This is a genomic window from Larkinella harenae (assembly GCF_054780515.1).
In genome coordinates, this window is the sequence record NZ_BAAGWE010000002.1 from 322,944 (window position 1) to 348,282 (window position 25,339).

The following is a 25,339-nucleotide window of genomic DNA, read 5'->3' on the forward strand; positions in this document are numbered from 1 at the left end:
TAATTAGAGACCAATCTGCAGTCCTAGCATGAACGTTGTTGGTTTCGGGTAGTTATGCCAGATCATCCCCTGCGAGAAAGCGCTGTTGCCATCACCTTGGTTAGTCGGAGTTACTTCCGGATCGCCAACGATTGGATCATCAACCAGCAGGAAGAAGTTCTGCACTGAAGCGTATAACCGGAGCCGGTTCATTTTGATCCGTTCTGTTACCTGGCTTGGGAATGTGTAACCAAACAGCAGGTTACGGCCCCGCAGGAACGAACCATCCTTGATCCAGTGGCTGTCTACATTTGTTACATACCCCGCGCGCGTTTCCCGGATTTCGGCAATCGGCGTGTTCTGGTTGTCCGGTCTCCAGGCGTTCAGTACGGAAGCGTAGCTGTTGGCAAGTGCCTGACGGTCTTCGCTGGCGTGCAGGTTCATCAGCATAACGTCGTTGCCGTACATAAACTGAAGTTCCAGCGTGGCATCGAAGTTTTTCAGACGGAAGGTGTTGGTGAAAGCACCCCAGCCTCTCGGGCTACCGTTTCCGATGATGCTCCGGTCAGCGTCGTTGATGATTTTGTCACCGTTCCGATCCAGGTACTTGATATCACCCGGCAGGATAGTCAGGTTGTTCCGGTAGCTGGTGAATTTAGCCGCTTCTTCCCGCTCAGCTTCGCTCCAGGTACCCAGACGAGTCAGTCCCCAGAACGATCCAACGGGTTCGCCGATCCGAATGATGTTCGTCGGGTTGGTGAAGTTAGGACCACCTACGTTGAAGATATCCGATGGCGTTGCCAGCGACAGCACTTTGTTGCGGTTCATCGATAGGTTGAAAGTCGAGTTCCAGGAGAATCCGGCCCGGTCGATGTTTACGGTATTCAAAGCAAATTCAAAGCCTTGGTTTTGCATCGAACCAACGTTCTGACGAATGGTTGCGTAACCGCTGGTACGTGGTACAGGTGCATCAAGAAGCATGTCCGTCGTTTTGCGGTAGTAGTAATCCGCTTCCAGGTTGATGCGTCCTTTCAGGATACCAATTTCCACACCGATGTCCGTTTGGGCGGTTTTTTCCCAGCGCAAATCCGGGTTAGCCAACCGGTCGATACCCGTTCCGTTGAAACGTGTGTCGTTGTAGATGGTTGCGTAGTTGGAGCTCAACAGCGCCAGTGACGTATACGGTGGAATTTCGGAGTTACCCGTTAAACCGTAGCTGGTCCGCAGTTTCAGGTTAGAGATGATCGGGTTGCCTTTCAGGAAGCTTTCTTCCGATACCCGCCAGGCGAAAGCCGCCGAGGGGAAAAACGCAAATTTGTGGTTCGTACCAAATTTGGATGATCCATCGGCCCGGCCCGTTACCGTAAACAGGTATTTGTCCATCAGGCTGTAGTTAACCCGACCAAAATACGAGTTAAACGCAAATCGGCGGGCGTCGGATTGAACCTGCGGGTTGGTGGCACCAGCTCCTAAGTTATTGAATCCGAAGTAGTCGGTAGCAAAGTTTTGAACAGTAGAACTAATTCTGAAGAAATTAGTTTCCTGCCACGAAAGACCCAACAGAGCCGTCAGGTTCTGGTTGTCGCTGATCTGCTTGTTATACGTCAGGTAGTTCTCCAACGACCAGAACGTCTCTTTCTGATTTCGACCAGCTGCGTTCCCAAACTGACCGGGGTTCAGCGTCCGCGACTGGAACTCGTTGTTTTCCTGAGTCATCACGTTTACACCCAATACCGTCCGCATTTCCAGTCCTTTCGCAAACGTGATGTTGCTGTACAAGCTTCCCAACGTCGTTTGCGTGTTCAGGATGTACCGCCGGTCCATCAGACGGTGCATGGAGCTAAACGAACCTTCGGCACTTGGGTAATCACGGTTGCTGGCATACGTACCATCGGCGTATTTCACCGGCAGGAACGGAAAGTCTTCCACGATCTGGCGGGCAACGGCATCGTTAATATCGACCAGGTTTTCGGTCTGGTTATTGTAGCTCAACGTACCACCCACTTTCAACCACTTTTTCACTTGATCGTCGATGGTAAACCGGCCAGAATACCGTCTCATATACGATGTCTTGATGAGACCTTCGTCACTCCGGTAGCCCAATGACAACGAATATTGCGTCCGTTCGTTACCTCCGCTAAAGCCCAACTGGTGGTTTTGCGAGAGTTTGTTCTGCGTAGTTTCTTTGAACCAGTCAGTATCGTGCAACGGGTTCAGGTTTGCATCAAATACACCTGGCCGCGACTCGCTGAATCTTCTCCGGCGGGCAATCGGGTCCAGACTCGTGTATTTTCCTGAAGCCCAACCAGCCGGATCGTATTTTTCAATGTTCTTGTACGCCAGCTCTTCCACTTCCAGGTATTCCTTCGCATTCAGCACACGGGGCCGGTTTGGACCAATCGTGTTAACGCTGAAATCAGCGTTATACGTTACTTGTCCTTCGCCTGCTTTCCCTTTCTTCGTCGTTACCAGAATAACCCCGTTGGCACCCCGCGCTCCGTAAATAGCCGTTGATGAGGCATCTTTCAACACTTCAACCGACACAATGTCATTGGGGTTGATGTAATCGATGGCCGAGCTAAACTGGCTTTGGTTTCCTTGTGGCAACATCACGCCATCAACCACATACAAGGGGTTGTTGGAGGAGTTGATGGAGCTAAAACCACGAACCCGGATGGTGGTACGACCACCTGGACGTCCGGAGTTGGTGTTTACCTGAACACCCGGCATCCGACCCGATAGAGCCTGCGTCAGCGAAGCCGCTGGCCGTTCTTTCAATTCGGCTTCCCGAACTGAACCAACAGCACCCGTTAAATCACTCTTTTTCGCCGTACCGTAACCGATAACGACGATTTCTTCCAATACTTTGTCATCCGTTTTCAGGCTGACGTTCACCGCCGTCTGTGTACCAACAGCAACTTCCTGCGAAAGATAGCCTACAAAAGAGAATACCAGTGTTCCGCCATTGTCCGGAACATCGAGTCGGTAGGCTCCATTAGCGTCGGTTACCGTCCCCCGCTGAGTTCCTTTCAAAACAATACTCACTCCCGGCAGGGGTGAATTTGTTTCGTCGGTTACTTTACCCGTCAACGTGCGGTCAACCAAACGAACGGATACTAGGTTTTTGGAGGAAACTGCGCGATCAGGAGCTTTTGCAGCCAGGGCAAAATTAGTGCACAGAACAGCCAGCAAAAGTTGAGGAAGGCGCACGCCCATCATCCTGCCAAGCTGGGCTGGTGGTAGTAGGTGTTTTACCATAGGTTTGTAATGCCGCATTGCTACGGCGCTTAATAGATTGGTAGATTAATTGGAAAAAAGCGCGATTATTTTGTAAATCTAATGAAGGTTCCGTTAGAAATTACACATAAGAAGCATAATTCTTAAAAAATATTAATAATGGGCTGAATATTTGAATTTTTCACCCTATTTTCTTTTATTATCGCACGAAAATCTATATATTTTCCTATTTTGCAGAATATAATACATAGAATCAAATGATTGATAGTCAGCATTTTACAAATCATTAATCTCTCTTAAAGTGTCGATTCTACAAACAGAAGTGTCATATGATCTTGGGCAGGCTTTGATTACAAGCATAAAAAAAATTTCACCGCCTTAGATGGCCCGCTCCTCCCCTGTATTTCGAAGAACGCTAAGGCAACTACCGGGAACAGCCTCCTCTTTGACGGCCACGGCTCCCTGTATCGGCTAAAATAAAAACGCTCCTCACCTGGCGATGAGAAGCGTTCGAGTGGTTGCCGTTGGGGCTACAGATTTTTTTCGTCCACGCCAACTTCAACGGGTTTCTGGTTGCTGGTTAATTCCTCCAGTAATTCCTTGAGGTTAACCGTAGCGAAACTGCTGGCATAATCTGACATCGCATAAGGAATAATCAGATCGTTGCCGTTAATCAGGCCACCACAACTGTAAACTACGTTGGGAACATATCCTTCCCGTTCATTTTCGTCCGGGCTAAGAATAGGTTCGGTGGTTCGCCCGATCACAATCGAAGGATCGTTTAAATCGAGCAGGAAAGCCCCAATCGCGTATTTCCGCATGGGGCCAACGCCGTGGCTCAACACCAGCCAACCAGCTTCGGTTTCGATGGGTGAGCCGCAATTGCCCAACTGCACATATTCCCAGTGATAGGTCGGTTTTAGCAAAATTTCCTTCGTTTGCCAGAAATACAGATCGTCCGAATACATCAGGTAAATATTTTCACCATCCTGCCGGGATAGCATGACATATTTGCCATTGATTTTTCGGGGAAACAAAGCCATTCCTTTGTTCTGCACTTCGGCCCCATTCAAGGTATTGATGCTAAAATGGGTAAAATCCTTTGTCATGAGCAACTGCGGAAAAGTTACCTGACCATTGTATGCCGTATACGTAGCGTAGTAGGTTACTTCGCCATCGTCATCAACAAACTGAACAAACCGGGCGTCCTCAATTCCGTTGGTTTCATTGGGTGAAGTCGGGAAAATACAGCGCTCGTCCAGACTCTGATCGTCATCAAAATCCAGCTCGTAATTGGATCGCGCCAGCGTTCGCAAGCTGCTGGCGATGGCCTCATACTCTGCGTGGTGACGGTACTGACTCAGAATTCGCTTCAAACGGTCCTCCATTTCTTCGAGGCCAAACTCTTCGCCCAACCCAATCATCATCATTTCTGAAATGGGATTTGACAACCGAAGCTCGTACAATTTCCGCTCAAACTGCGCGCGATTGAACCGGTGGTTGGGCACAATCTCCGGCGATGTGACGTACCGCGACGGTTTTCGCAGAATGATCTTACTATCCTGATCAATGTACCCCATCCGGAACGTAATCGACGAAATGTGGCCTTCGCCGGTGGCCCGCATGCTCAGAATAAACCGTTTGAAACCGGGGGGCACGTTCGTCTGATCCGGATGCCACACCATGGATGGGTTAAACAGGGCGGCCGACTCCAGCGAATACTCCATTGTAAAGTATGCGCCCAGCAGCAATTTCCGTTCCAGAGTTAACGGTTCATCCGTCAATAACTGCGATTTAATATGGTTAAACCGTTTTAAAAAAAACCGTTCCAGCTTATAATGCCGACTGCCAAACTCGCGAATCACTTCTCCTAACTTGCGTTCAGCTTCTTCTTCAGTCATTGCATTGACTCGGGCGATAATTTTCAGGATTCGGGTTGAACTGCTGAGTTCAAACGGACGAAAAAGAACGCGGGTCGGATCGGGACGCAATACAATGCCCGTGCGGGTTGCCTTGATCATAGTTAACAAAATAATGACAGACAGATGGGTTAATAGAATGAGGGACTGAACAGGCCGAAAACTCCCGGTTCACCCCCTCATGCTCTCTGCCTTCAACGTTTAAACTAACAATGTTAGTGCCGTACTTGCAATTTCAGTATCGGAAATTTGTTTTTGTATTAAATGGAGTTCCGTCAGAGCCATCAGGTACGCCAGCGTTGATTCGGCACCCTGATTCTGGTTGACGCGATCAACGTGCAAACCGTCGCGGCAGCCCCCCGTATTGGGGTCATAAACGGATAATCCCAGGTCGTTATGCCCTGTAAACCACTTGAATATCTTCGTGGCTCGCTTCAGCCAGACCGCATCTTTCGTTACCCGGTAGGCGGCCAGACAAGCCGATACAGAGCCCTGGGCTTCCAGCGGCTGCTGATCGAAGTAAGCCCGTTCAGCGCCTTTTACATAAAAGCCGTTGGAGCCGATGGGTTGAAAGTAACCGGTGCTGGATGCGCTGCTGCCGGTCATTTGTAGCGAGATCAACCAATTCAGACTTTTCACTCCTAACTCCCGGACAGTCGGGTCCTGTAGCGTTTCGCCAGCGCAAATCAGCGCGTGCGACAGCTTGGCATTATCGTAAGTCAAATAGCCCTCAAACCAGGGCCACTCACTCGATTGACTGTCGTTGTAGCGCACCATCATTTTATCAACCAACTGCTGCAAAACCGTTTTGATCAGCCGGTCGTTACCAAACCGCTTCAAGTACTCGCAAGCCCCAAGTATCCCAAAAGACCAGGCGCGTGGCGACGGTAATTCAATGAGTGACGGTAAGGCCTGATGCAACATGGGCATGGCCCAGGTCACCAGATTTTTATCGGAGGTACGCCCCACGCAGGTTCCGAGTGCCCAGAGCGCCCGCCCGGTGCTATCGTCGGAGCCAATATCCTCAAGCCAGCGCCGGTCGTAACTCATGAAGTTCCGGAACTGACCGCGTCCCTGAATGTAGGCATAATTCAGGAAAGCTGCGTAATTATCCGCCAGTTGCGACAGTTTCCGGTCGCCCAGCCCGGCTTCTTCCACCATCACGGCCAAAATCAGCGCCCGGGCGTTATCATCGGTGCAATATCCTTCTTCATAATGCGGTAAATGGTAACGGGCGTGTTGAATAATTCCCGTTGAATCCGACAGGCGGTAAACGTGATCCAACCGAATCGGGGGCAATTTATACGCTCCACCGCCGTTACCGGTCAGCATGGCCAGCGGGCTGCCCGGCAACGCAATGGGCTGATGACGAGCCTGAATAAAGGTATCGACATAGCGTTCCATCACCCGTTCCCAGATCATGCCACGCCCCAGCATATAAGCTTTTTTCCGCATTCCGTGCCGCATTGATTCGTCGCTCATCAGCTTGATGATCTCATCAGCAATGGCTTCTGAATCGTTGAAGGGCACCAGAACGCCCCGTCCATCGGCCAGCAGTTCTTCCGCATGCCAGTAGGGTGTTGACACCACGGCTTTACCGCAGCCAAAGGCATACGACAATGTTCCGGAAGTGATCTGAGCCGGATTCAGGTACGGCGTAATGTAAATATCGGTAGCTCCTAAAAACTCGGTCAGATTTTCCAGCTCAACGAACTGGTTAAAGAACAGGATGTTGTTTTTGACACCGCAGTCTTCGGCCAGTTTCTTCAGGCTTTCGCGGTATACTTCTCCATGATCACGAACCAAATTGGGGTGAGTGGCACCCAGCACAATGTAAACCGTGTCCGGAAACCGTTCGACAATGCGGGGTAGCGCCTTGATCACATTCTCAATTCCTTTGTTGGGCGACAACAAACCGAAGGTCAGCAATACCTGCTTGCCTTCGATACCAAACCGGTCTTTGTGGAAATGAGGGTCAACAAACGGCATATCGGGAATACCGTGCGCAATCACATCAATCTTATCTTCCGGTACCTCGTAAATATCTTTCAGAAACTGACGGCCTTTTTCCGACATCACAATCACACGCGCCGACAGATCAGCAATGGTTTTCAATACCATCAACTGATCCTGATCAGGATTCCGCAATACCGTATGAAACGTGGTTACCACCGGCATGGTCAGGTTCCGCAGTAAGGTCAGTATGTAGTTTCCCGCCGTACCGCCGTAAATACCGTATTCGTGTTGCAGGCAAACGACTTCCGTATTCATGGAATTCAGAAATTCGGCAGCCTTCTTGTACGAATTCAGATCGTGCTGGTAAAATTCGTAGCGAACTTCCTCCGGGTAATCGTATCCCTCCGGTACATCGTTGACAGAAACCACCATCGCCGACGAGCCCGGATAAAAATTGGTAAATGATTTATACAAGTCCGACGTAAAAGTAGCGATACCACACTGACGAGGCAGGTAATCACCAATGAATGCGACACTCGTGGGCATGTGTACACTGCGCGCAACATTCTGCAATGGGTTATAATTCATGACTATTCAGAGAATTAATAGTAGATAAATTATCCAGATATATAATCAGGTTGATAATGGATCGGACAGGTCTTTAATTAAAAGTCTAACCAGGAATTATCAGCAAGTGTTTAGCTAATACCTTGGTTAATTATTGTAGCGATGATTTGGTCTCTAATGGCTTAAAAACCGTTGCTCTGGCAAATGCCCGGTTACTATTCACTAAATCGGCAAAAAATACAGTCATTAAAAGACTTTTTTGTCTTTTATGTATTTATAGAGTAAGTTTGTGTTACGAATTATTTATCTACGATGTTTTCCAAAACCTGCGAATACGCTATTCGGGCCGTTCTGTACATCGCACAGCAATCAGCAGCCGGTTCTAAAGTTGGCTTCAAGCAGATTGCGCAAGCCGTTGATGCACCAGAATCCTTCATTGCGAAAATATTGCAGGACCTGGCGCGCAAAGACCTAATTCAATCGGCGAAAGGTCCCCACGGCGGTTTTTACGTCACGGCGGAAGGAATGCAACGCAACCTGGCGGATATCGTGAAAATTGTTGATGGGGATAAAATTTTTTCCGGCTGTGGGCTCGGGCTCACCTACTGCTCGGAACAGAATCCTTGCCCAATCCACAACGAGTTTAAAACCATCCGGAACCAAATGCAGCAAATGCTCCAAAACGCCACCATTGGGCAGTTCAATCAGCTACTCGACCAGCATCTTGTCTACCTGGGACGCAGTTAACTATTTTCTGACCAAATAAAAGACAAAAATACCTTTTACTATTATTTACAACCAACGAACCAATAATACGATGACTTCGGAACAAAAAGACCTGATTAAGGCAACCGTGCCTGTTTTAAAAGAAGCGGGTGTTCAGCTCACCACGCACTTCTACCAGCGGATGTTTTCCTTCAATCCCGAACTGAAGAATACGTTTAATCTGGGCAACCAGCAGAACGGACACCAACAGACTGCCCTGGCAATGGCCGTGCTGGCGTACGCCGAGAATATTGATGACCCATCGGTTTTGTTGCCAGTAGTCGAACGCATTGGGCATAAACACACCAGTCTGAATATTCAGCCGGAGCAGTATGCCATTGTTGGCCATCATCTGCTGGCTTCCATCAGCGAGGTACTGGGTCAGGCGGCAACGCCAGCACTACTGGAAGCGTGGCGCCTGGCCTATGAAGCCCTGGCTAGTTTGATGATTGGCACCGAAACGCGACTGTACCACACACAGGCCAACAAAACCGGTGGCTGGACAGGCTGGCGGTCTTTTACGGTCAAGGCTAAAATTGTAGAGTCGGCGGAAATAACGTCATTCCACCTCTACCCCACCGACGGCGGCCCGGTAGCTGATCACCGGCCCGGCCAGTACCTGAGTATTCGTCTGTTTCTGCCCCAACTCAACCTGTTTCAGCCCCGGCAGTACAGTATTTCCAATGCCCCCAACCAGCTGTATTACCGCATTTCGGTCAAACGGGAAACCGGACAAAATCTCACCCCCGACGGAATGATCAGCAACCAGTTGCATCAAGCCGTTCAGGTAGGTGACCAACTGGAGGTCAGCGCACCGGCCGGTGACTTCAGTCTAAAAACCGATACCAACAAACCCGTGTTGTTGATCAGTGGTGGCGTAGGACAAACCCCGCTACTGAGTATGCTGGAAAGTTTGATCAATACCAGCAGCAATCGGCCCATTCACTGGATACACGGGTGTCGCAATCCAACGGTTCACGCTTTCAAGGAATTTGTCGATCACTGGAGTTTGCACCATCCTTCGTTAAAGCAACATATTTTCTACAACGAACTGGCAACACCGGCTGACGTTGAGTCGGTTTATGAGGGCATCGTTGACCTCAACCGCCTGCCCGCCGATACGCTGCCATCCGATGCCGAGTACTATTTATGCGGTCCCCGGGTTTTCCTGGCCAAACAGTATGCCGATCTGATTGCGCTGGGCGTAGAAAAAGAAGCTATTCATTACGAAGAGTTTGGCCCACAGATGCTGTCGCTCAACTAGGATTCGACCAATCTATACCTGCAAGGTCTAGGCGACCCCGTCTCCAAGACCTTGCAGGTTTGTCTTCCATTACTTGCTCAGAATACAGTTGCAATTAAATCAACCTAATACTGGTCTAAAACCGCGTGTTCCTTCTTTTTATCGGGAAAACTGGATGGTAAGCCTGCCTTCTAAGCCGTCCGGTTTTCTTGGTTGCCGGGCGCTTTGTATTCAAAAAATCACTCAATTTTAGTACCTTGCGGCCTTACCTTCTTCTCTTTGTTGATGTTCTGGCACCGCCTATCAGATTTCATCTTAAAAAATCGCATTCTTCTGCTGATTATCATTTTTGTTGGAACGGTATTCATGGCTTATCAGGTTACCCGAATCCAACTGTCTTACGAAGTAGCCCGTATTCTTCCTTCCAACGACCCCGATTTTGAATTGTACGAATCGTTTAAAAAACGGTTTGGCGAAGATGGCAGCGTGATGGTGATTGGCATTGAGACGCCGGACCTTTACAAGCTCCCGGTTTTTAACGGCTGGCACGCACTGAATCAGGACATTAAAAAATCACCCGGCGTCCAAACCGTTCTATCGGCGGCCAGCTTATTCCAAATTGTCCGCAACGATAGTATCAAGCAATTTCAGGCCGTACCGATTACGCCCAACCCACTGACTACACAGGCCGCAGCCGACAGCATTCGTTCGCTCGTGGCTTCGCTCCCTTTTTACCGGGGCTTCGTTTCTGACAGCGCTGGTCGGTCGCACCTGATGGCGGTTACATTTGCCCAGAAAGCCCTGAATACCAAAGAGCGGATCGGCTTTGTGCTGGAAATTGAGAAGAAAGTAAAAGCCTTTAGCGAAAAGTACAAAATCCCCGTTCACATGTCTGGTATGCCCTACATCCGGACCAAATTTACGGGGAAAGTCAGCAACGAAATGGTGCTGTTCATGGGCCTTGCGTTTGGGGTTACGGCTATCATCCTGCTGTTTTTCTTTCGCTCCGTGGTGGCTGTACTGGCTGCCATCAGCATTGTTGGAGTTGGCGTTGTCTGGTCGCTTGGTTTTCTGGTGCTATTCGGGTACAAAATTACGCTGCTGACGGGCCTGCTGCCGCCGTTAATTATCGTGATCGGGATTCCGAATACCATTTTCCTGATCAATAAATATTATGAAGAATTCAGTCAGCATAGAGACAAAGTGCGGGCGCTGAATATGGCTACGGAAAGCATTGGTGAGATGACGTTTTTTGCCAACGTCACTACCGCCATCGGTTTTTTTGTTTTTTACTTCGCCAGCAGCCCCATGCTCGCCCAGTTTGGTCTGGTCGCTGCGTTGGGCGTTGTGGTTACCTACGCCATTTGCCTGATCCTGATTCCGATTGTGTTTGGTTACCTGCCCGAACCATCGTCGAAGCAGCGCGGACACATGGACAGCCGTTGGGTGGTTGCGTTTCTGAACTGGGTCAATCACACAGTACACCAGCGTCGTCGAGTGGTTTATACCCTGATTGGCATTCTGGTCGTAATCAGTATCATTGGTGCTATGCGCATTCAGGCCGTCGGTTACGTAGTGGATGACTTACCCAAGAATGACCCCATTTATACGGACCTGAAATTTTTCGAGAAAAACTTCCGGGGTGTTTTGCCGTTCGAGGTATCCATTGATTCCCGCCAGCCGGGCCGGGTGCTGACGCCCCCCACACTGACCAAAATGCGGCTTTTGCAGCGCGAGTTTGAGAAATACCCCGAATTTACCCGCCCACTCTCGGTGGTCGAAGCGGCCAAATTTCTGTATCAGGCCTACCGCGGGGGCGACCCAAAATACTACGTTTTGCCCGGTGCGCTGGAAATGAGCAAACTGGCCGCTTACGCTCCGCAAATGAAAGGACAATCCAACCTCTTCAAAGGATTTCTGGATAGCACCCGGCGATATACGCGGGTCAGTTTTCAAATGGCCGACGTCGGAACGGTTCGTATTCGGGAATTGCTCACGACGCTGCAACCCAAAGTGGATTCCATCTTCAACATCGACCGCGAAACCGGCCAGCGCGTTTCCAACGGCGACATGTACGATGTCCGGATCACGGGCAGCAGCACCATTTTTACCAAAGGAAATGAGTACCTGGTTGATAACCTGAAAGAAAGTGTCTACCTGGCGGTCATTCTGATTACGGCTTTGCTGGCCCTTTTGCTCCGTAATGTGCGCACGGTGATCATCTGCTCCCTGCCCCGAATCGTTCCGCTCATCATTACAGCGGGCATTATGGGCTACTTTGATATTCGGCTCAAACCGTCGACCATTCTGATTTTCAGCGTCGCGTTCGGGATTGCGTCCGATGGCACCATCTACTTCATTGCCCGCTACCGGGAAGAGCTCCGGCGCGGGCTGAGCATTTCCAAAGCCATTACCAATACCATCCAACAGGCGGGTATCAGCATGATTTACACGGCATTTATCCTTTTTGCCGGTTTTGCCATTTTCGCATTTTCGACCTTTCAGGGTACCGTTGCGCTCGGGATTCTGGTTTCCATCACCCTGCTGATGGGGATGGCGGCCAACCTGATTTTGCTACCGGCGTTTTTACTGTCGCTCGATAAACGTACCAACCGGAAGCAACTGACCAACGAAAGCGCCCTTTAGCGCACCGACGGTTTTTGAACAGCTTGCAGCAACCGTTACCTGACTATGGAAACGACCATTGGCCACGGCGAAAACCGTGGCCGATCAGTTGGCGGTTCGGGAAGTTAAGTCTGCCGGTTACACCTCTTCCAGCAAACTCTGAAACGTAACGTATTGATTGGCAAACCGCTGCTGAATCTGCTCCAGCAGATCATCCGAGTGATACTTCTGGAATCGAAAAAAATCCAGCTTACTCAAAAACGAGAATTGAAAGGTATAGGTAGCCCCTCCGTTGTCTACTTCGGTGAGTAGGTGCAGAATTTTGTGGGCTTGGGGCAACCCCGTTGCCATCACTGCGGGCACATGCTCGGCACGCATCCAGTTCAACCACTCCCGCTCAACGGTTTTATCAATGTTAACAGTCAGATTGTAAAGAATCATATTATACGACCAGAGAGGTTAGATTAGAAACAAAAGAAAGGAACCTCTACGGAAGGTTAACAGCGAAATCCTTTTTTTTGTCCGTATTCTTGCACCAATTCTCGTCGGTCGTACCCACAAATGTTGTTTCTTTGCCGTACGACAAATCTACTCACTCCATGTTGTACAATCTATTGCTTCATGCTCACTCAGGCCTTCGCTGGGTCGTTTTGATTCTTTTGCTCGCTGCCATCGCCACCTCTTTTCGCAAATGGCAGGGCCGCGATGAATACACGGCGGGCGACAACAAGTTATACCTCTTTACCCTGATTGCTACCCACACCCAGTTTCTGATCGGGCTTATTCTGTATTTCATCAGCCCGAAAGTACCCCTGGGTTCCGGCATGGATTTCGGCGCAATCATGCGCGATAGCTTCTCCCGGTTTTATACCGTGGAGCACCTGGCGGGCATGCTGATCGCGGTGGTGCTCATCACCATTGGCCGCTCCAAATCGCGTCGGCTCAGCGGGCCCATCCAGAAACACCGGACGGTTTTTATCTTCTTCGGTCTGGGCCTCATTGTTATTCTGGCTTCCATTCCGTGGCCTTTCCGTATTCCCGGTGCAGGCTGGTTCTGATACTTGACCGATAAACCATAGACTACCAACGGGGAAGCGTTCGTTGTTCATGGGTTAGCCCTTACTCCATTTTTCTGATGCCCCCAGCTTCCCAGCGCCGAACGGTTTTAAACTGGATTCGACCCACCACGGCCGAACGGTACGAAATTTATTCGGAACTGGGATTGCCCCGGGCCGTGCTTACCATCCATAGCCCGGTGCTGGCCGTGCTGGAATCCCGGCTGGGCATGTACCTGATCGAGCGAAAAAGCGGACTTTCGGGTGCCATCACAATCTCTGACCCGGGCGGTTCGCCGATTGCAACCGTGCGCACGGGTTGGTGGGGACGACGGTTTCTGCTCTTTCACGACGGACGGGAATTGCAGTTTGTGTCCTCCGGATTGTTCCGCAGCCGCTGGCTCTGGCGGGGCAACGGCGGAGAAGCCCAGGCGGTTGTCCAATACGGTCAGATTTTTTTCTCGCCCGAATGGCCCATCCGCGAAGGCTTGTCAGCGCTCTTAACCGGACTCAGTATTTACCTCATCACCAACCGCTCGTCATTTTTCAACCGATTTATGGTTTAAAGATTATAGTTTACGGTTTTCTGTTTTCGGTGGGTTGCCACGCATACGCCCGCTACCGAAAACAGAAACCGACAAACCATAGACTATTTTAAACTGGAACGCACCATGGTTACTACCCGTCATTTGACGACCTCGCCGGATCAGCAACTCCGCAACGTCGGCTGGAACTGGATGCTCGGCACCGATACTGTCCCCTACCTGACCAACGAAGCCGTGGTCATCAGCCCGGAAGAAGCCGACGCTTATTACGAAGCCTCCAATCAACTGTTCGAAATGCTGGTCGAAGCGGGTCAGCACGTAATCGACCAAAACCGGTTTCGCGAACTGGGCATTCCGGTTAATCTGGTCGACCTGATCAAGTTATCCTGGGAGGACGACCGAAATATTCTGCTGTACGGCCGATTTGACCTGGCCGGGGGCGTTGGTAGTGAACCCATTAAACTCATCGAATTCAACGCCGACACGGCCACCTGCATCCCAGAAACCGCCGTGGTGCAATACGCCCATTTACGAGCCAATGGACTTGATGAAAAACACCAGTTCAATGCCGTGTACGAAGCACTGGTATCACAGTTCCGGGAAGTCCGGCAGCAAAACAGTGACTTAGAACCGACACTGCTGCTCTCGGCCATGCGCGGTTTTCCAGAAGACGACAGCAACGTGGCCGTGCTGGGCGAAGCCGCCCGAGAAGCCGGATTTTCCGTTGATTTTGAATACATTGACAAAGTCGAATTTTCAGAGAACGAGGGAATTTTCAAACAGAACCCCGAAAACGGCCATTTCGACAAATTCAATTTCTGGTTCAAACTATTGCCTTGGGAATACATTGGGTACGAAGAACCTGACCTCGCCCATATTCTGACCGAAGCCGTACGTAACCGGCAAGTGGTGGTTCTCAACCCCGCTTATTCGCTGCTGTTTCAGTCAAAATATATTCTGAAGATTTTGTGGGAACTATACCCATACCATCCGCTGCTGCTCCAGACCGAATCCCAGCCCCTGACGGATCGCCCGTCCGTGGAAAAGGTGCTGTTCGGGCGCGAAGGCGCGAATGTTCGTATTCTCGACGAACAGGGTCAGGTGACTGCCGAAGCGGAAGGAGACTACGGCGATTATCCAAAGATCTACCAGGAATACGTCGATTTACCAACCGATAGCACCGGAAACCGGTATCAGGCTGGCGTTTTCTTTGCGGGGGAAGGCTGCGGGCTGGGATTCCGGCGTGGGGGCGTCATTCTGGACAATGGGGCGCAGTTTATCGGGCACTTGGTCGAATAATAAATTCCTGCCGGACAGCACTGGTTGTCCGGCAGGAAAAGCTTAGCATCAATTGGCGCTATAGATTTTTCGGTTGCCACACCGAACAGGCGGCCCCGCCCGTCTGCCGTCTGACAAACGTATACTATTTCGAGTGAAGCTCCCGACCGTCGCAAGTAATAACGGCCTGAACAACAAACCGGGGCGAATTCTTCAACAGCGAATCAGCTACGATCACCTGCTCCAGACCCACCTACAGTTTTGCTCTTGAATTGGCCATGTTGGCACTGGAAGTCGTGTCATCCTGCGGAAAGATAAACCAGCTAATCTGGCTTTGCGGACTGTTGTGCCCCGAGGCCGTTAAGGTCAGCCCCTGCGCCGGTTCATAGCACTGGCTTTGCGCCGTAACCTGTTCCACCACTTGGCAGGGCGTGGCCCCATCGTCCTGGTTACAGGCCGCCAGGCCCACCATAATCGCCAGGCTGCGGATAAAACCGTTGACAAACATAAAGATCGAAAGCTTAAGCTCAGGAAAGTAACGTTAGCTCAAAGACCCTAAAACCGCGCGCAACCGTTGGAATCAGCCCATCAGCAAAGACTCCGCCCCGTCGATCCAGATTGGCGTTCCGGTGATGTGGCTGGCCCGATCCGACGCCAGAAACGCCACTAGTTCGGCCACCTGCTCGCTGGTGCCGGGTTCGCCGTCGGTCAATGGAATCACGCCTTCCGGAAACTCAACCGGTTCCTGGGCGGCTTCAATACTGCGTTTTTCGGTGCTGTCGTCAATCTCGGTGGAGATAGCGCCGGGACATACTACATTGACCCGGATTCGGTGCTTAGCCAGTTCCAGAGCTGCCATTTTGGTAAAGGCCACCTGCCCCGCTTTCGTAGTTGAGTAAGCCGTTGCCCCCGCGTTACTAAAAATCCGGGTGCCGTTGACCGAAGCCGTAATGATGATTGCCCCCCCGTTTTCTTTCAGCATCGGAATCGCGTATTTTACCGTCAGAAACGTCCCGCGCAGGTTGATGTTCATAGTTTTATCCCACTCATCCGGCTCCAGTTCTTCGATGGGAGCCCAGACCCCGTTCACCCCCGCATTGGCAAAAACGATGTGCAGGCCACCAAATTGTTGCTGGATCTCGGCGTACGCTTTTTCCATCTCCTCGGGCTTCGAAATATCCGCCAGCAGCGCAACGGCTTCTCCCCCTGCCTTTTCGATTTGCTGAACGGTTTCTTCCAACTCACTTTCGGTGCGCCCCATGGCCACCACCCGAGCCCCCCGTTTGGCCAGCAAAAGAGCCGCAGCCTTTCCGATTCCTGAACCCGCGCCGGTGATCAACGCTACTTTCCCGGTAAATTCCTTATCTTGACTCATCATGTTTCCGAACAACTTGTGATGTTTCTTAATTTACCCGGACAGGCTCCATTTTGTTAGAAAATTTATGCTTTCTTCCCAAACTTTCTGCCTTACGTGCAGTTCAGGATAGCGCTACCCCGTTATCTAGCATCTTTATTCACTATGAATAATCTGAGTCTTTACGGCATTGCTGCGGTTTATATTGTATCGGGACTGCTGCATTTTTTTCGTCCCCAACCGTACCTCCGCATCATGCCGCCCTATATTCCTTATCATTCGCAGATGGTGCTGCTCAGCGGCATCGCCGAGGTGATCTTAGGGATCGGACTGCTGTTTCCGGCCACCCGACCCCTGGCCGCCTGGGGGCTAATTCTCCTGTTGTTGGCCGTTTTTCCGGCCAACGTATACATGGCTACTTCGGAGAAGTTTATTAATATCCCCACCTGGATTCGCTGGGGGCGGCTGCCGCTCCAGGCGGTTCTGATCTGGTGGGCTTGGCGATTTACCTAAACCGCTCTCGTTGCCACCGAAGCCCTTCCTCTACTTCACCAACCAACTCAAAACCGTTCTTCTGCAAAACCCGTTGCGACGCAAAGTGCTCCGCTGGCGTATCGGCAACAACGGTTGTTACGTCCGGATGCTGAAAAATCCAGTTTAGAAAACACGTAACGGCTTCAGTTGTATACTGCTGCCCTTCGAATTTACGGTCGATAAAATAGCCGATCATCACCTGTCCGTCCGCATTTGGTGGCCCGGCGGCCCCCATACCACCAATGGTCAGGTTGTACTCGCGATGGACGATAAGCCAGTGGGTATACCAAAGCCAGTGCTCGGGATAGGCGGCAATGTTGGGAATGATAAACGGTTCGATAGCTTCTTCAAACTCCCGGATAAAGCTACTATCGGCATTGAGCTCAAATGTGGAGACCGTCAACCCCATCGACGTTTCCAGGACGGAACGACTCACGAGCAATTGTTGGAGATGGGTCAGTGAAAGGGGAATAAATTGTAAACGATTTGAAACCAGCGTGATCATTGGTGTAACGAGTTGTGATTGAAAATAAAGCAATAGAAAGCCAACCACTGCAAAGTGGTAATTGACCCGGCTAATCAATCCGTTAAACCAGTCCAGGCAGGAAGCCCAAAAGAAGTGATGTATTCAGAGGCAGCTGTTTTAAACCGCAGCAAAAGTACTGACAAAACCGATGAGTCGATTACCGTTTTGAGCCAACGGTTTTTGACCGGCGGCCTTAATCCCCCAACGGCGGTAGTGCATGAATCAATAAAAAAATTACTTTTACGCCATTCTAGTAATCAACTACTAAACCATTTATGAGACTTTCAACATCGCTCCTGTTGGCCATTGGGGGAACGCTCGTTTTCACCGCCTGCAAAACGGAAAAAGAAGAAACCGCCCGAACCGTCTTTTTCGACAAAACGGGCATGGACACAACGGTTGTGCCCGGCAATGATTTCTTTTCCTACGCCAACGGCAACTGGCTTAAAACTACCAAAATTCCGGACGACCAGACGGGCTGGGGCTCTTTCTATACCCTGTATCAGGAGAACCAGAAGAAAACCCGGACCATTCTGGAAGAAGCCGCAGCCGCCGGGGCCGCGAAAGGCAGTACGGAGCAGAAGGTGGGTGATTTCTACGCCAGCGGAATGGATACCGTTACCATTGAGAAAAAAGGCTACGAACCGCTCAAACCGGAACTCGCCAAAATCGCGGCACTCCAGGATTACAAACAACTGTTGAATTACATTGCCGCCGATGAAGCCGACCGGGGCGGAGCGCTATTTGGTTTTTATGTAGGTGCCGACGACCGGCGGAGCGACATTAATCGCATCAATTTCAGCCAGGCGGGGTTGAGTTTGCCGGAGAAAGATTATTACTTCAAAACCGACGACGAAACCAAGAAAGTCCGGGCAGCTTTTGTCAATTACGTCACCAAATTATTTACCCTAACCGGTGTTGATTCAACCACGGCCCGCAAAAAAGCCGACGGTGTACTAGCGTTTGAAACAGCACTGGCCAAATCGCATAAAGCCGCAGCTGACCTGCGCGATCCGATCAAAAATTACCACAAATACGCGGTAGCCGACCTCAACAAACTAACGCCCAACATCGACTGGACGGCTTTAGTGAAGACTATGACCGCCAAAACCGATACGATTTTGGTGGGACAACCAGAATATTATCAAGCACTTAGCGCCTTGCTGACCTCTACCCCCATTGAAGTGATCAAAGATCAGCAGACGTTCCATTTCATTAACAACAATGCAACGCTGCTAAGCAAACCGTTTGTACTGGCCAAATTTGAATTTTACGGCAAAACGCTCTCCGGCCAGCGGGCGCTGTCGGAGCGCTGGAAACGGGTCTCCGATAATACCGACACCTACCTGGGCGAGTTGCTGGGTCAGTTGTGGGTGAAAAAACACTTCACGCCCGAAGCCAAGGAACGAATGCTAACCCTCGTTAACAACCTCCAGAAAGCCTATCGGAACCGCATTGAGAAACTGGATTGGATGACCCCCGAAACCAAGAAAATCGCGCTGGAAAAGCTTGACGGGATCACCAACAAAATCGGTTATCCCGATAAATGGAAGGATTATTCGGATGTTGACATCAACCGGGAAGATTATTTCGGTAACATCCAGAGCGCTCGTAAACACGAGAACAAGGAGAATATGGAAAAAATCGAAAAACCGGTGGATCGAACCGAATGGGGCATGACCCCGCCCACGGTGAACGCTTACGCCAATCCGACGTTCAACGAAATCGTGTTCCCGGCCGGTATTCTGCAATTCCCGTTCTTCGACAAGGATGCTGACGATGCCATCAATTACGGTGGCATTGGCATGGTAATCGGGCACGAACTAACGCATTTGTTTGACGATCAAGGGCGGCAGTACGATGTGAAGGGGAACCTTCGCGACTGGTGGCAAAAATCCGACGCCGATAAGTTCACAGCCAAAACCAATCAGGTTGTGAATCAATACAATAGCTATACGGTTTTGAATAACCTGAACCTGAACGGACGCCTGACGCTGGGTGAAAACCTGGCCGACCTCGGCGGGCTGGCCATTGCCTACGACGCCTTCAAGCTCACCGATCAGGGTAAGAGCGACGAGAAAATTGACGGTTTTACCCCCGACCAACGGTTTTTCCTGGGTTTTGCCCAAATCTGGCGGACGGTTATCCGGGACGAAGCGCTGCGGGTTCGCGTGCAGGTTGATCCCCACTCGCCCGCTAAATTCCGGGTCAATGGCCCGCTGACGAACTTTGCACCATTCTACCGCGCATTCAACGTCAAGCCCGGCGAAAAACTGTATAAGCCGGAAGTTGATCAGACCCGCGTTTGGTAAATCAACTTGTTTTTTATAAACGAAAGGCCGTGATTGGATACATCACGGCCTTTTTCTTACCCAGACAATGGATGGTTATCGCTGCCGACTTCCCAGGTGAAAATTCGCGCCCAGTTTAATCTGAGGACCGCGGTTGTTCCCTGCGTAAACCGGGGCTTTATCGTAGTAATTGTTTTCAACCATCAGTTCCACACTGAAATTTTCGGCGGCTCGTATTCCCAGTCCCAATCCAATATTCAGGCTGCTGAAACCGCGCCGATCGTTCGGACCAACATCGCTGGAACGGAATTTACCGATGTTGAACCCTCCTTCGCCGAACGCGTAAAAGTTGTTCCGAACCGGATAAAACCGCACGAATCCGCCCGCCGAATTAGCCCGGTAGCTTGTTCTAGCCCGGCTTTCAAACGCGCCCCGTAACCCGATGGCCAGCCCGCGCTGGATAAAATAAGCCGCCCGGGGGTTAAAAACCGTATAGAGGCCCTGTCCCCTTCCGGTTCCGAAGCCCAGCGAAGCACCAAACAGAAATGCACCCGGACGAAACCAGGGAGAGCGAGCCCGATCAAAAACCGACGGGCGAACTTCCGGGAATACCTCGCGTGATCGTTGAATGCCGATGCTAGTATCGGGCGAAATGGTGACTGGCGCGTCCCGACGAAGCGTATCGGTTTCCTGTGCATGTACGGCTACGGTTGTTATCAGACAAAAAGGCAACCAAATCAGTCGCCTGTTTATAAATGTGTTCATCTTCTTGCCTTCATTATTGTTGCTTACATACAAACCCGGCTAACCAAAAATTGTTATTCTGCGGGCTTCCCAGCCAAAAAAAGAGCGGGCCAACCGGACAAAAACCGGCCAACCCGCTCTTTTTGGAACAGCGTAGGTTACGACTTACTCAAAACCTCGATCAATTGACTTAGCTGATCGGCGTTGGTAGCCGGGAAGTTGGCAATTCGAATTTGGGTTTCTTTGAACTGCCCGTATCCGCTTCCCACAATCAATCCGGCTTCTTTGGCTTTGGCAATCACCTCGGCCGACGGTTTTTGCGTGTTGGCCACCACCACCGTGCGCGAACGATGCCGGTCTTCTTTTACAAACGGCGTAAACTGCGGATGGCTTTCAATGAACTTGTAAAGCATCTTGGCTTTTTCCTCCGTTTCTTTGCGAATGGTTTCAACACCGATTCGGTTAAAATCTTCCGCAATTTTCCCCAGCAGATAGATGAAAAGGACATTGGGCGTCGCCGGTGTTTCGTACGTTTTGAAGTTCTTCCAGAGCGTCGGTAAGTTATGGTGTGCCCCAATCGTCTGATCACCGTGCTTCAGCAACTCCGCTTTTTCGAGGCATTTATCCCCGGCAATCCAGACGCCCAGCCCGGCGGGCATGCCGAATGCTTTTTGCACGGAGAAGAAAGCCGTGTCGATCAGCGAAAAGTCCAGATCCGCGTACGGAGCCGACGATACCATATCCACCGCGATCAGCTTTTTGGAGTTGCTGCGCTTCAGTTTGTGAATATCAACCGTCCGCATCTGTACGCCCGAACTCGTTTCGTTATGCGTCACCGCGATCAGTTCGGCATATTCGGGCACTTCCACTTCACCGTAATCAAACCCTTCACCAAACGGCTTTTCCTGTTTGTGGGTGTATTTCTGCAATGCGGTTGCGTATTCACAGAATTTCTTCGAAAAGGATCCGTTTACCAGGTGAAAACTTTCGTACTCGACACAATTGAGCAGAATTCGTTCCCAAACTTCGGAAGCCGAACCGGTGAAATAAATTCCGTGCGACTCCGGAATACTGAGCAGCTCGCGCAATTGCTCAACACAAAATTGGTAAAGGCTCCGAAATTTGGCGCTTCGGTGCGAAATCGATCCAATCTGCTCATCCATCGCCGTTTGCAGGTGCTGATAAATCGTCGGGTACAATTCCGCGGGTCCGGCGGTGAAGTAGGTTTGTTTCATAGTTGATCAATAAAAATACTGCCTTGTCCAACGTAGGCTATCCGGAAACATAAACTCAAAATGCCCAAACTGTTCTTCGGTCGAGAGGACAACGTTATTGGATGGATCGCTCTTTTTGTAGATGACCGGCAACTTTTCTTCCAGCAATGTATGGCGTTGCCATTCCGTCAGGGTGCGAAAAACCCGGCTTTTACCCACGAATGATTTTCCGTCCACTCTAAACCGGATGTACGCCCGATAATAGTGCCCGTATCGAACACTGACTTTCTCAAAATGTGTTACGGTTCCTGCGGTAACGACGGGCTCTTTCCGAATCTGTCTCCGTTCATAAATTGCAATCATTTTGGGGAGAGCCGCCAGAAAAAGCATGAGAGGAGTAAAAGCAACCAGAAGCGCTTTTGAAGGGGGCCACTCCATCGGTTTTGCCTTTACCTCCTCTCCCATATGCGATCAATTCATCAGTACAATAATCTGAATTTGATGGTGTTGTCGATATGCCGCAGTTCGCTGACCACTTCCTCCGAATAATCCTTGGAAATATCCGTGATCACGTAGCCAATCTGTTCGGTCGTTTTCAGATACTGGCCGTGAATATTGATGTGGTATTTGGCAAAAATCGCGTTGATTTTCGCCAGAATCCCCGGCACGTTGGCGTGAACGTGCAGCAGCCGGTGCGAATCTTTCAGCAACGGCAATTGCAATTCCGGAAAGTTGACACTCCCGTACGTACTGCCATTATTGATGTATTCGAGCAGTTTACTGGGAACAAAATTACCGATGTTTTCCTGGGCTTCTTCCGTACTACCGCCAATGTGGGGCGTCAGAATCACGTTTGGCAAACCGCGTAACTCGTTGATAAACTCTTCGTTGTTGGTTTTGGGCTCGTACGGAAAGACGTCAACGCCCGCTCCGGCAACTTTTCCACTTTTCACGGCTTCGACCAACGCCGGAACATCCACGATATGCCCCCGCGACAGATTCAGAAAAATGACGCCTTCTTTCATCAGAGAAAATTCGCGGGCGCCAAACAGATTTTTGTTGCTCGCCCGGCCGTCGGTATGCAGGCTAATGAAATCCGAAATGGCCAGCAATTCGTCCAGCGTTTTGCACTTCCGGGCATTGCCCAGCGCCAGTTTATCAACAATATCGTAGAAATACACTTCCATGCCCAGCGCTTCGGCGACCACCGACAGCTGCGTGCCGATGTTGCCGTAACCAACCAGGCCAAGCTTTTTACCGCGCACTTCAAAGCTGTTGTTGGCCGATTTGTCCCAGACCCCGTTATGCATTTTGTTGCTTTTCGGGACGATGTTGCGCACCAGCATGATGATTTCGCCGATGGCCAGCTCCACCACCGAACGCGTGTTGCTGTACGGCGCGTTGAATACCGCAATGCCTTTTTCGGTGCAGGTTTTCAGGTCAATCTGGTTGGTACCAATACAGAAGGCGCCAATACACATCAACTTGTTGGCGTGTTCGAGCACGCGGCTGGTCACCTGCGTTTTGGAGCGAATACCCAGAATGGACACATCGCGGATTTTTTCAATCAGTTCTTCTTCATCCAGCGCACCTTTCAGAATTTCTACATTAAATCCTTCGCTTTCAAACAGATGAACCGCAACGGGGTGTACATTTTCCAGCAAGAGCACTTTAATCCGGCTTTTCGGATACGACTGGCTGCGACTCAGCTTGTTATGGTATAAAAACTCGTCGAGCGACGGAGCCACGTGATCGGCTTTCTCAATGACTTTCGGGCGCATAACGTTTTCGGTAAAAGCGTAAAAGCGATTGGCCAGCCCCGACTCCCGAATTTCGTAGTCGGTGTAGCCATCGCCAATGACGTAAATATCGCCGTCCAGGTTCATATCCCGGATCAGTTTTACTTTTCCTTTGTCAGTAGCCAGCGGGTTTTCGCAGTCACAACCAACAATATTGCCCGCTTCGTCGAAGACGAACGTATTGGCAAATACATTTTCTTCCTTAATTCCCAGTGATGTGACAATGGGAACGATGAATTCCTTAAAACCGCTCGATACAATAAAAATCTGGTCGGCACGCTCGGCCAGAAAATCACGGTTGCGCTGAAACGAGTCCGAAATTTCATTTTTCAGCGTTTCAATCAGCGCGGGCAAGTGATCGCGGTGGGCATTCAGCAGTTGCAGCCTCATTTCAATGGATTGCGCCAGTGAAAGTTCCCCCGACATGCCTCGGTCGGTGATGATTCTGATTTTTTCAAGAATGGCCTCCCGGTCGCGGTGGGCAGCCAGTGAGATTTCACCCAACACATCCAAAGCCTCAACTTTGGTAAAGGTGCTGTCAAAATCAATGACGAAATACGTCTGTTCGAGCGTTTTGGTTAACATCGCTTTACTCCTGATAATTTTCGGCATTATATTATTCTTCCAATGCCTGCCTTAGTAGTGGAAGCTGTACAACTGATATTACTCTTCTTTCAAAAACCGTAACGCCCGCTCCTCCGACCAATACACCTCACCGCGCTTCGCAGGCGCAAAACCACAATGACCGCCCTGCGCCGGAAACTCCATCCAAACGTGGGGCAGTTGACGAGCCAGTTCTTCCGGAAAACACTCGCGCGACAAAAAAGGATCGTTTTTGGCATTCACAATCAAAGTCGGTATGGCAATTTTGTCCAGATACTGCAATGAACTGCTCTGCTCGTAATAATCTTCCGCGTCACGAAAACCGTGCAGCCTGGATGTGAACAGGTTATCAAACTCCCGCAAAGTTCGTACTTTTTGCAATCCGTCCGTACGGATCACTCCTGGCATTAGAGCCGCTTTCTGAAAAACTTTTCGTTTTAGCGTCCGATTGAATCGTTTATTGTAAATCTGACTGTCCCACGCTTCCAGACGACGGGAAGCTGTCGTCAGGTGCAAAGGTACCGAGAATACCACGGCTTTTTCAATGGACGGATGGATGGACGTACCTTGCTCGCCCAGGTATTTCAGGGTAACGTTTCCGCCCGCGCTGAAGCCCATCAGATTGATATGCTGATACCCTTTCTGCAACGCATACTCAATTACGAACTGCAAATCGCCGGTTTCGCCCAGGTGATAAAACCGTGCCTGCCGGTTCATTTCTCCGCTGCAACTGCGATAATGCCAGGCCAGGCAATCGAAACCGTTGGCCGTTAAGTGGCGAACCATGCCGGCCAGATACTGCCGACGGGAATCGCCCTCCAACCCGTGGGAGAGAATGGTTAAGACGGCAGACTGCGGAGTGAAGGCGGGGCCGCCCGGCGGTTTTTGTTCCGATGAATCCCTCTTCTTTCTTTCTTCTTCACGTTTACCGGTAGAAAAGCTCCAGTCCAGATCCAGAAAATCGTTGTCCGGTGTTTCGACCCGCTCCCGAAGATAAGGCACCTCGACTTTCCGGAACAGCGAGGGAATAATAGTCTGCAAATGTCCGTTCCACAAGTACGTGGGCGGGCGATAATCCGACGGGAACAGCAACGGCATAGAAAAT

20 protein-coding genes are annotated in these 25,339 nt (G+C 50.5%); 8 read left to right on the top strand and 12 right to left on the bottom strand.

All coding sequences use genetic code 11. The features are described from left to right. Nucleotides 1-3: 3 nt before the first annotated feature. The 3 genes from ACYVH9_RS12740 to ACYVH9_RS12750 all read right to left on the bottom strand — a co-directional run bounded on the left by ACYVH9_RS12740 (nt 4) and on the right by ACYVH9_RS12750 (nt 7,679). Nucleotides 4-3,237, bottom strand: a complete 3,234-nt coding sequence (locus ACYVH9_RS12740) for a SusC/RagA family TonB-linked outer membrane protein (protein ID WP_460636736.1) — start codon at nt 3,235-3,237, stop codon at nt 4-6. 509 nt (nt 3,238-3,746) lie between these two features. Continuing rightward, a complete protein-coding gene (locus ACYVH9_RS12745) occupies nt 3,747-5,237 on the bottom strand; it encodes a glycoside hydrolase family 130 protein (RefSeq protein WP_460636737.1) in 1,491 nt (496 codons plus the stop codon). Between the two features lie 99 nt (nt 5,238-5,336). Continuing rightward, nucleotides 5,337-7,679 (bottom strand): glycosyltransferase family 4 protein, encoded by a 2,343-nt coding sequence (locus ACYVH9_RS12750; protein ID WP_460636738.1) that lies wholly within the window; start codon nt 7,677-7,679, stop codon nt 5,337-5,339. Between the two features lie 291 nt (nt 7,680-7,970). On the opposite strand from ACYVH9_RS12750, the gene ACYVH9_RS12755 reads away from it, so the two are divergent. From ACYVH9_RS12755 to ACYVH9_RS12765, 3 genes are all read left to right on the top strand, one after another. After that, nucleotides 7,971-8,405, top strand: a complete 435-nt coding sequence (locus ACYVH9_RS12755) for an RrF2 family transcriptional regulator (protein WP_460636739.1) — start codon at nt 7,971-7,973, stop codon at nt 8,403-8,405. Nucleotides 8,406-8,475: 70 nt separating this feature from the next. Further along, complete coding sequence (gene hmpA, locus ACYVH9_RS12760) at nt 8,476-9,687, top strand: NO-inducible flavohemoprotein (protein WP_460636740.1); 1,212 nt, start codon at nt 8,476-8,478, stop codon at nt 9,685-9,687. Nucleotides 9,688-10,032: 345 nt separating this feature from the next. Next, entirely contained in the window at nt 10,033-12,312 is a 2,280-nt protein-coding gene (locus tag ACYVH9_RS12765; protein WP_460636741.1) for an efflux RND transporter permease subunit, read from the top strand. A 117-nt stretch (nt 12,313-12,429) separates the two neighbouring features. On the opposite strand, the gene ACYVH9_RS12770 is transcribed toward ACYVH9_RS12765, so the two are convergent. After that, on the bottom strand, nt 12,430-12,732 hold the full coding sequence (locus ACYVH9_RS12770; protein ID WP_460636742.1) for a DUF4286 family protein: 303 nt from the start codon (nt 12,730-12,732) through the stop codon (nt 12,430-12,432). A gap of 161 nt (nt 12,733-12,893) precedes the next feature. On the opposite strand from ACYVH9_RS12770, the gene ACYVH9_RS12775 reads away from it, so the two are divergent. The 3 genes from ACYVH9_RS12775 to ACYVH9_RS12785 all read left to right on the top strand — a co-directional run bounded on the left by ACYVH9_RS12775 (nt 12,894) and on the right by ACYVH9_RS12785 (nt 15,190). Next, nucleotides 12,894-13,349, top strand: coding sequence for a cytochrome B (locus ACYVH9_RS12775; protein WP_460637587.1), 456 nt, complete (start codon nt 12,894-12,896; stop codon nt 13,347-13,349). 77 nt (nt 13,350-13,426) lie between these two features. Beyond that, nucleotides 13,427-13,912: a hypothetical protein gene (locus tag ACYVH9_RS12780; RefSeq protein WP_460636743.1), complete on the top strand. Its 486-nt coding sequence runs from the start codon at nt 13,427-13,429 to the stop codon at nt 13,910-13,912. A 105-nt stretch (nt 13,913-14,017) separates the two neighbouring features. Beyond that, nucleotides 14,018-15,190 (top strand): glutathionylspermidine synthase family protein, encoded by a 1,173-nt coding sequence (locus ACYVH9_RS12785; RefSeq protein WP_460636744.1) that lies wholly within the window; start codon nt 14,018-14,020, stop codon nt 15,188-15,190. A gap of 232 nt (nt 15,191-15,422) precedes the next feature. Here the strand turns inward: ACYVH9_RS12785 and ACYVH9_RS12790 are convergent, their stop codons facing one another. Both ACYVH9_RS12790 and ACYVH9_RS12795 read right to left on the bottom strand, forming a co-directional pair. Continuing rightward, complete coding sequence (locus ACYVH9_RS12790; RefSeq protein ID WP_460636745.1) at nt 15,423-15,677, bottom strand: hypothetical protein; 255 nt, start codon at nt 15,675-15,677, stop codon at nt 15,423-15,425. A 72-nt stretch (nt 15,678-15,749) separates the two neighbouring features. Next, nucleotides 15,750-16,544: an SDR family oxidoreductase gene (locus ACYVH9_RS12795; RefSeq protein WP_460636746.1), complete on the bottom strand. Its 795-nt coding sequence runs from the start codon at nt 16,542-16,544 to the stop codon at nt 15,750-15,752. Nucleotides 16,545-16,688: 144 nt separating this feature from the next. Here ACYVH9_RS12795 and ACYVH9_RS12800 point away from each other — a divergent pair, with 144 nt between their 5' ends. Continuing rightward, nucleotides 16,689-17,036 carry a DoxX family protein gene (locus ACYVH9_RS12800; protein WP_460636747.1) on the top strand — a complete coding sequence of 116 codons (348 nt, stop codon included), beginning with the start codon at nt 16,689-16,691 and terminating at the stop codon, nt 17,034-17,036. On the opposite strand, the gene ACYVH9_RS12805 is transcribed toward ACYVH9_RS12800, so the two are convergent. After that, the gene (locus ACYVH9_RS12805) at nt 17,029-17,493 is read right to left on the bottom strand and encodes a GNAT family N-acetyltransferase (protein ID WP_460636748.1); all 465 of its coding nucleotides are present in this window, start codon (nt 17,491-17,493) and stop codon (nt 17,029-17,031) included. The two genes, ACYVH9_RS12800 and ACYVH9_RS12805, sit on opposite strands and share 8 nt — an antisense overlap. 365 nt (nt 17,494-17,858) lie before the next feature. On the opposite strand from ACYVH9_RS12805, the gene ACYVH9_RS12810 reads away from it, so the two are divergent. Then, on the top strand, nt 17,859-19,895 hold the full coding sequence (locus ACYVH9_RS12810) for a M13 family metallopeptidase (protein WP_460636749.1): 2,037 nt from the start codon (nt 17,859-17,861) through the stop codon (nt 19,893-19,895). A 75-nt stretch (nt 19,896-19,970) separates the two neighbouring features. On the opposite strand, the gene ACYVH9_RS12815 is transcribed toward ACYVH9_RS12810, so the two are convergent. From ACYVH9_RS12815 to ACYVH9_RS12835, 5 genes are all read right to left on the bottom strand, one after another. After that, nucleotides 19,971-20,639, bottom strand: a complete 669-nt coding sequence (locus tag ACYVH9_RS12815) for a hypothetical protein (RefSeq protein WP_460636750.1) — start codon at nt 20,637-20,639, stop codon at nt 19,971-19,973. A 137-nt stretch (nt 20,640-20,776) separates the two neighbouring features. Further along, complete coding sequence (locus ACYVH9_RS12820) at nt 20,777-21,853, bottom strand: aminotransferase class V-fold PLP-dependent enzyme (RefSeq protein ID WP_460636751.1); 1,077 nt, start codon at nt 21,851-21,853, stop codon at nt 20,777-20,779. A gap of 6 nt (nt 21,854-21,859) precedes the next feature. Continuing rightward, nucleotides 21,860-22,297, bottom strand: a complete 438-nt coding sequence (locus ACYVH9_RS12825; protein ID WP_460636752.1) for a hypothetical protein — start codon at nt 22,295-22,297, stop codon at nt 21,860-21,862. Nucleotides 22,298-22,311: 14 nt separating this feature from the next. Then, complete coding sequence (gene serA / locus ACYVH9_RS12830; protein ID WP_460636753.1) at nt 22,312-24,216, bottom strand: phosphoglycerate dehydrogenase; 1,905 nt, start codon at nt 24,214-24,216, stop codon at nt 22,312-22,314. Between the two features lie 78 nt (nt 24,217-24,294). Further along, nucleotides 24,295-25,332, bottom strand: a complete 1,038-nt coding sequence (locus ACYVH9_RS12835) for a YheT family hydrolase (protein WP_460636754.1) — start codon at nt 25,330-25,332, stop codon at nt 24,295-24,297. Between the last annotated feature and the right edge of the window lie 7 nt (nt 25,333-25,339).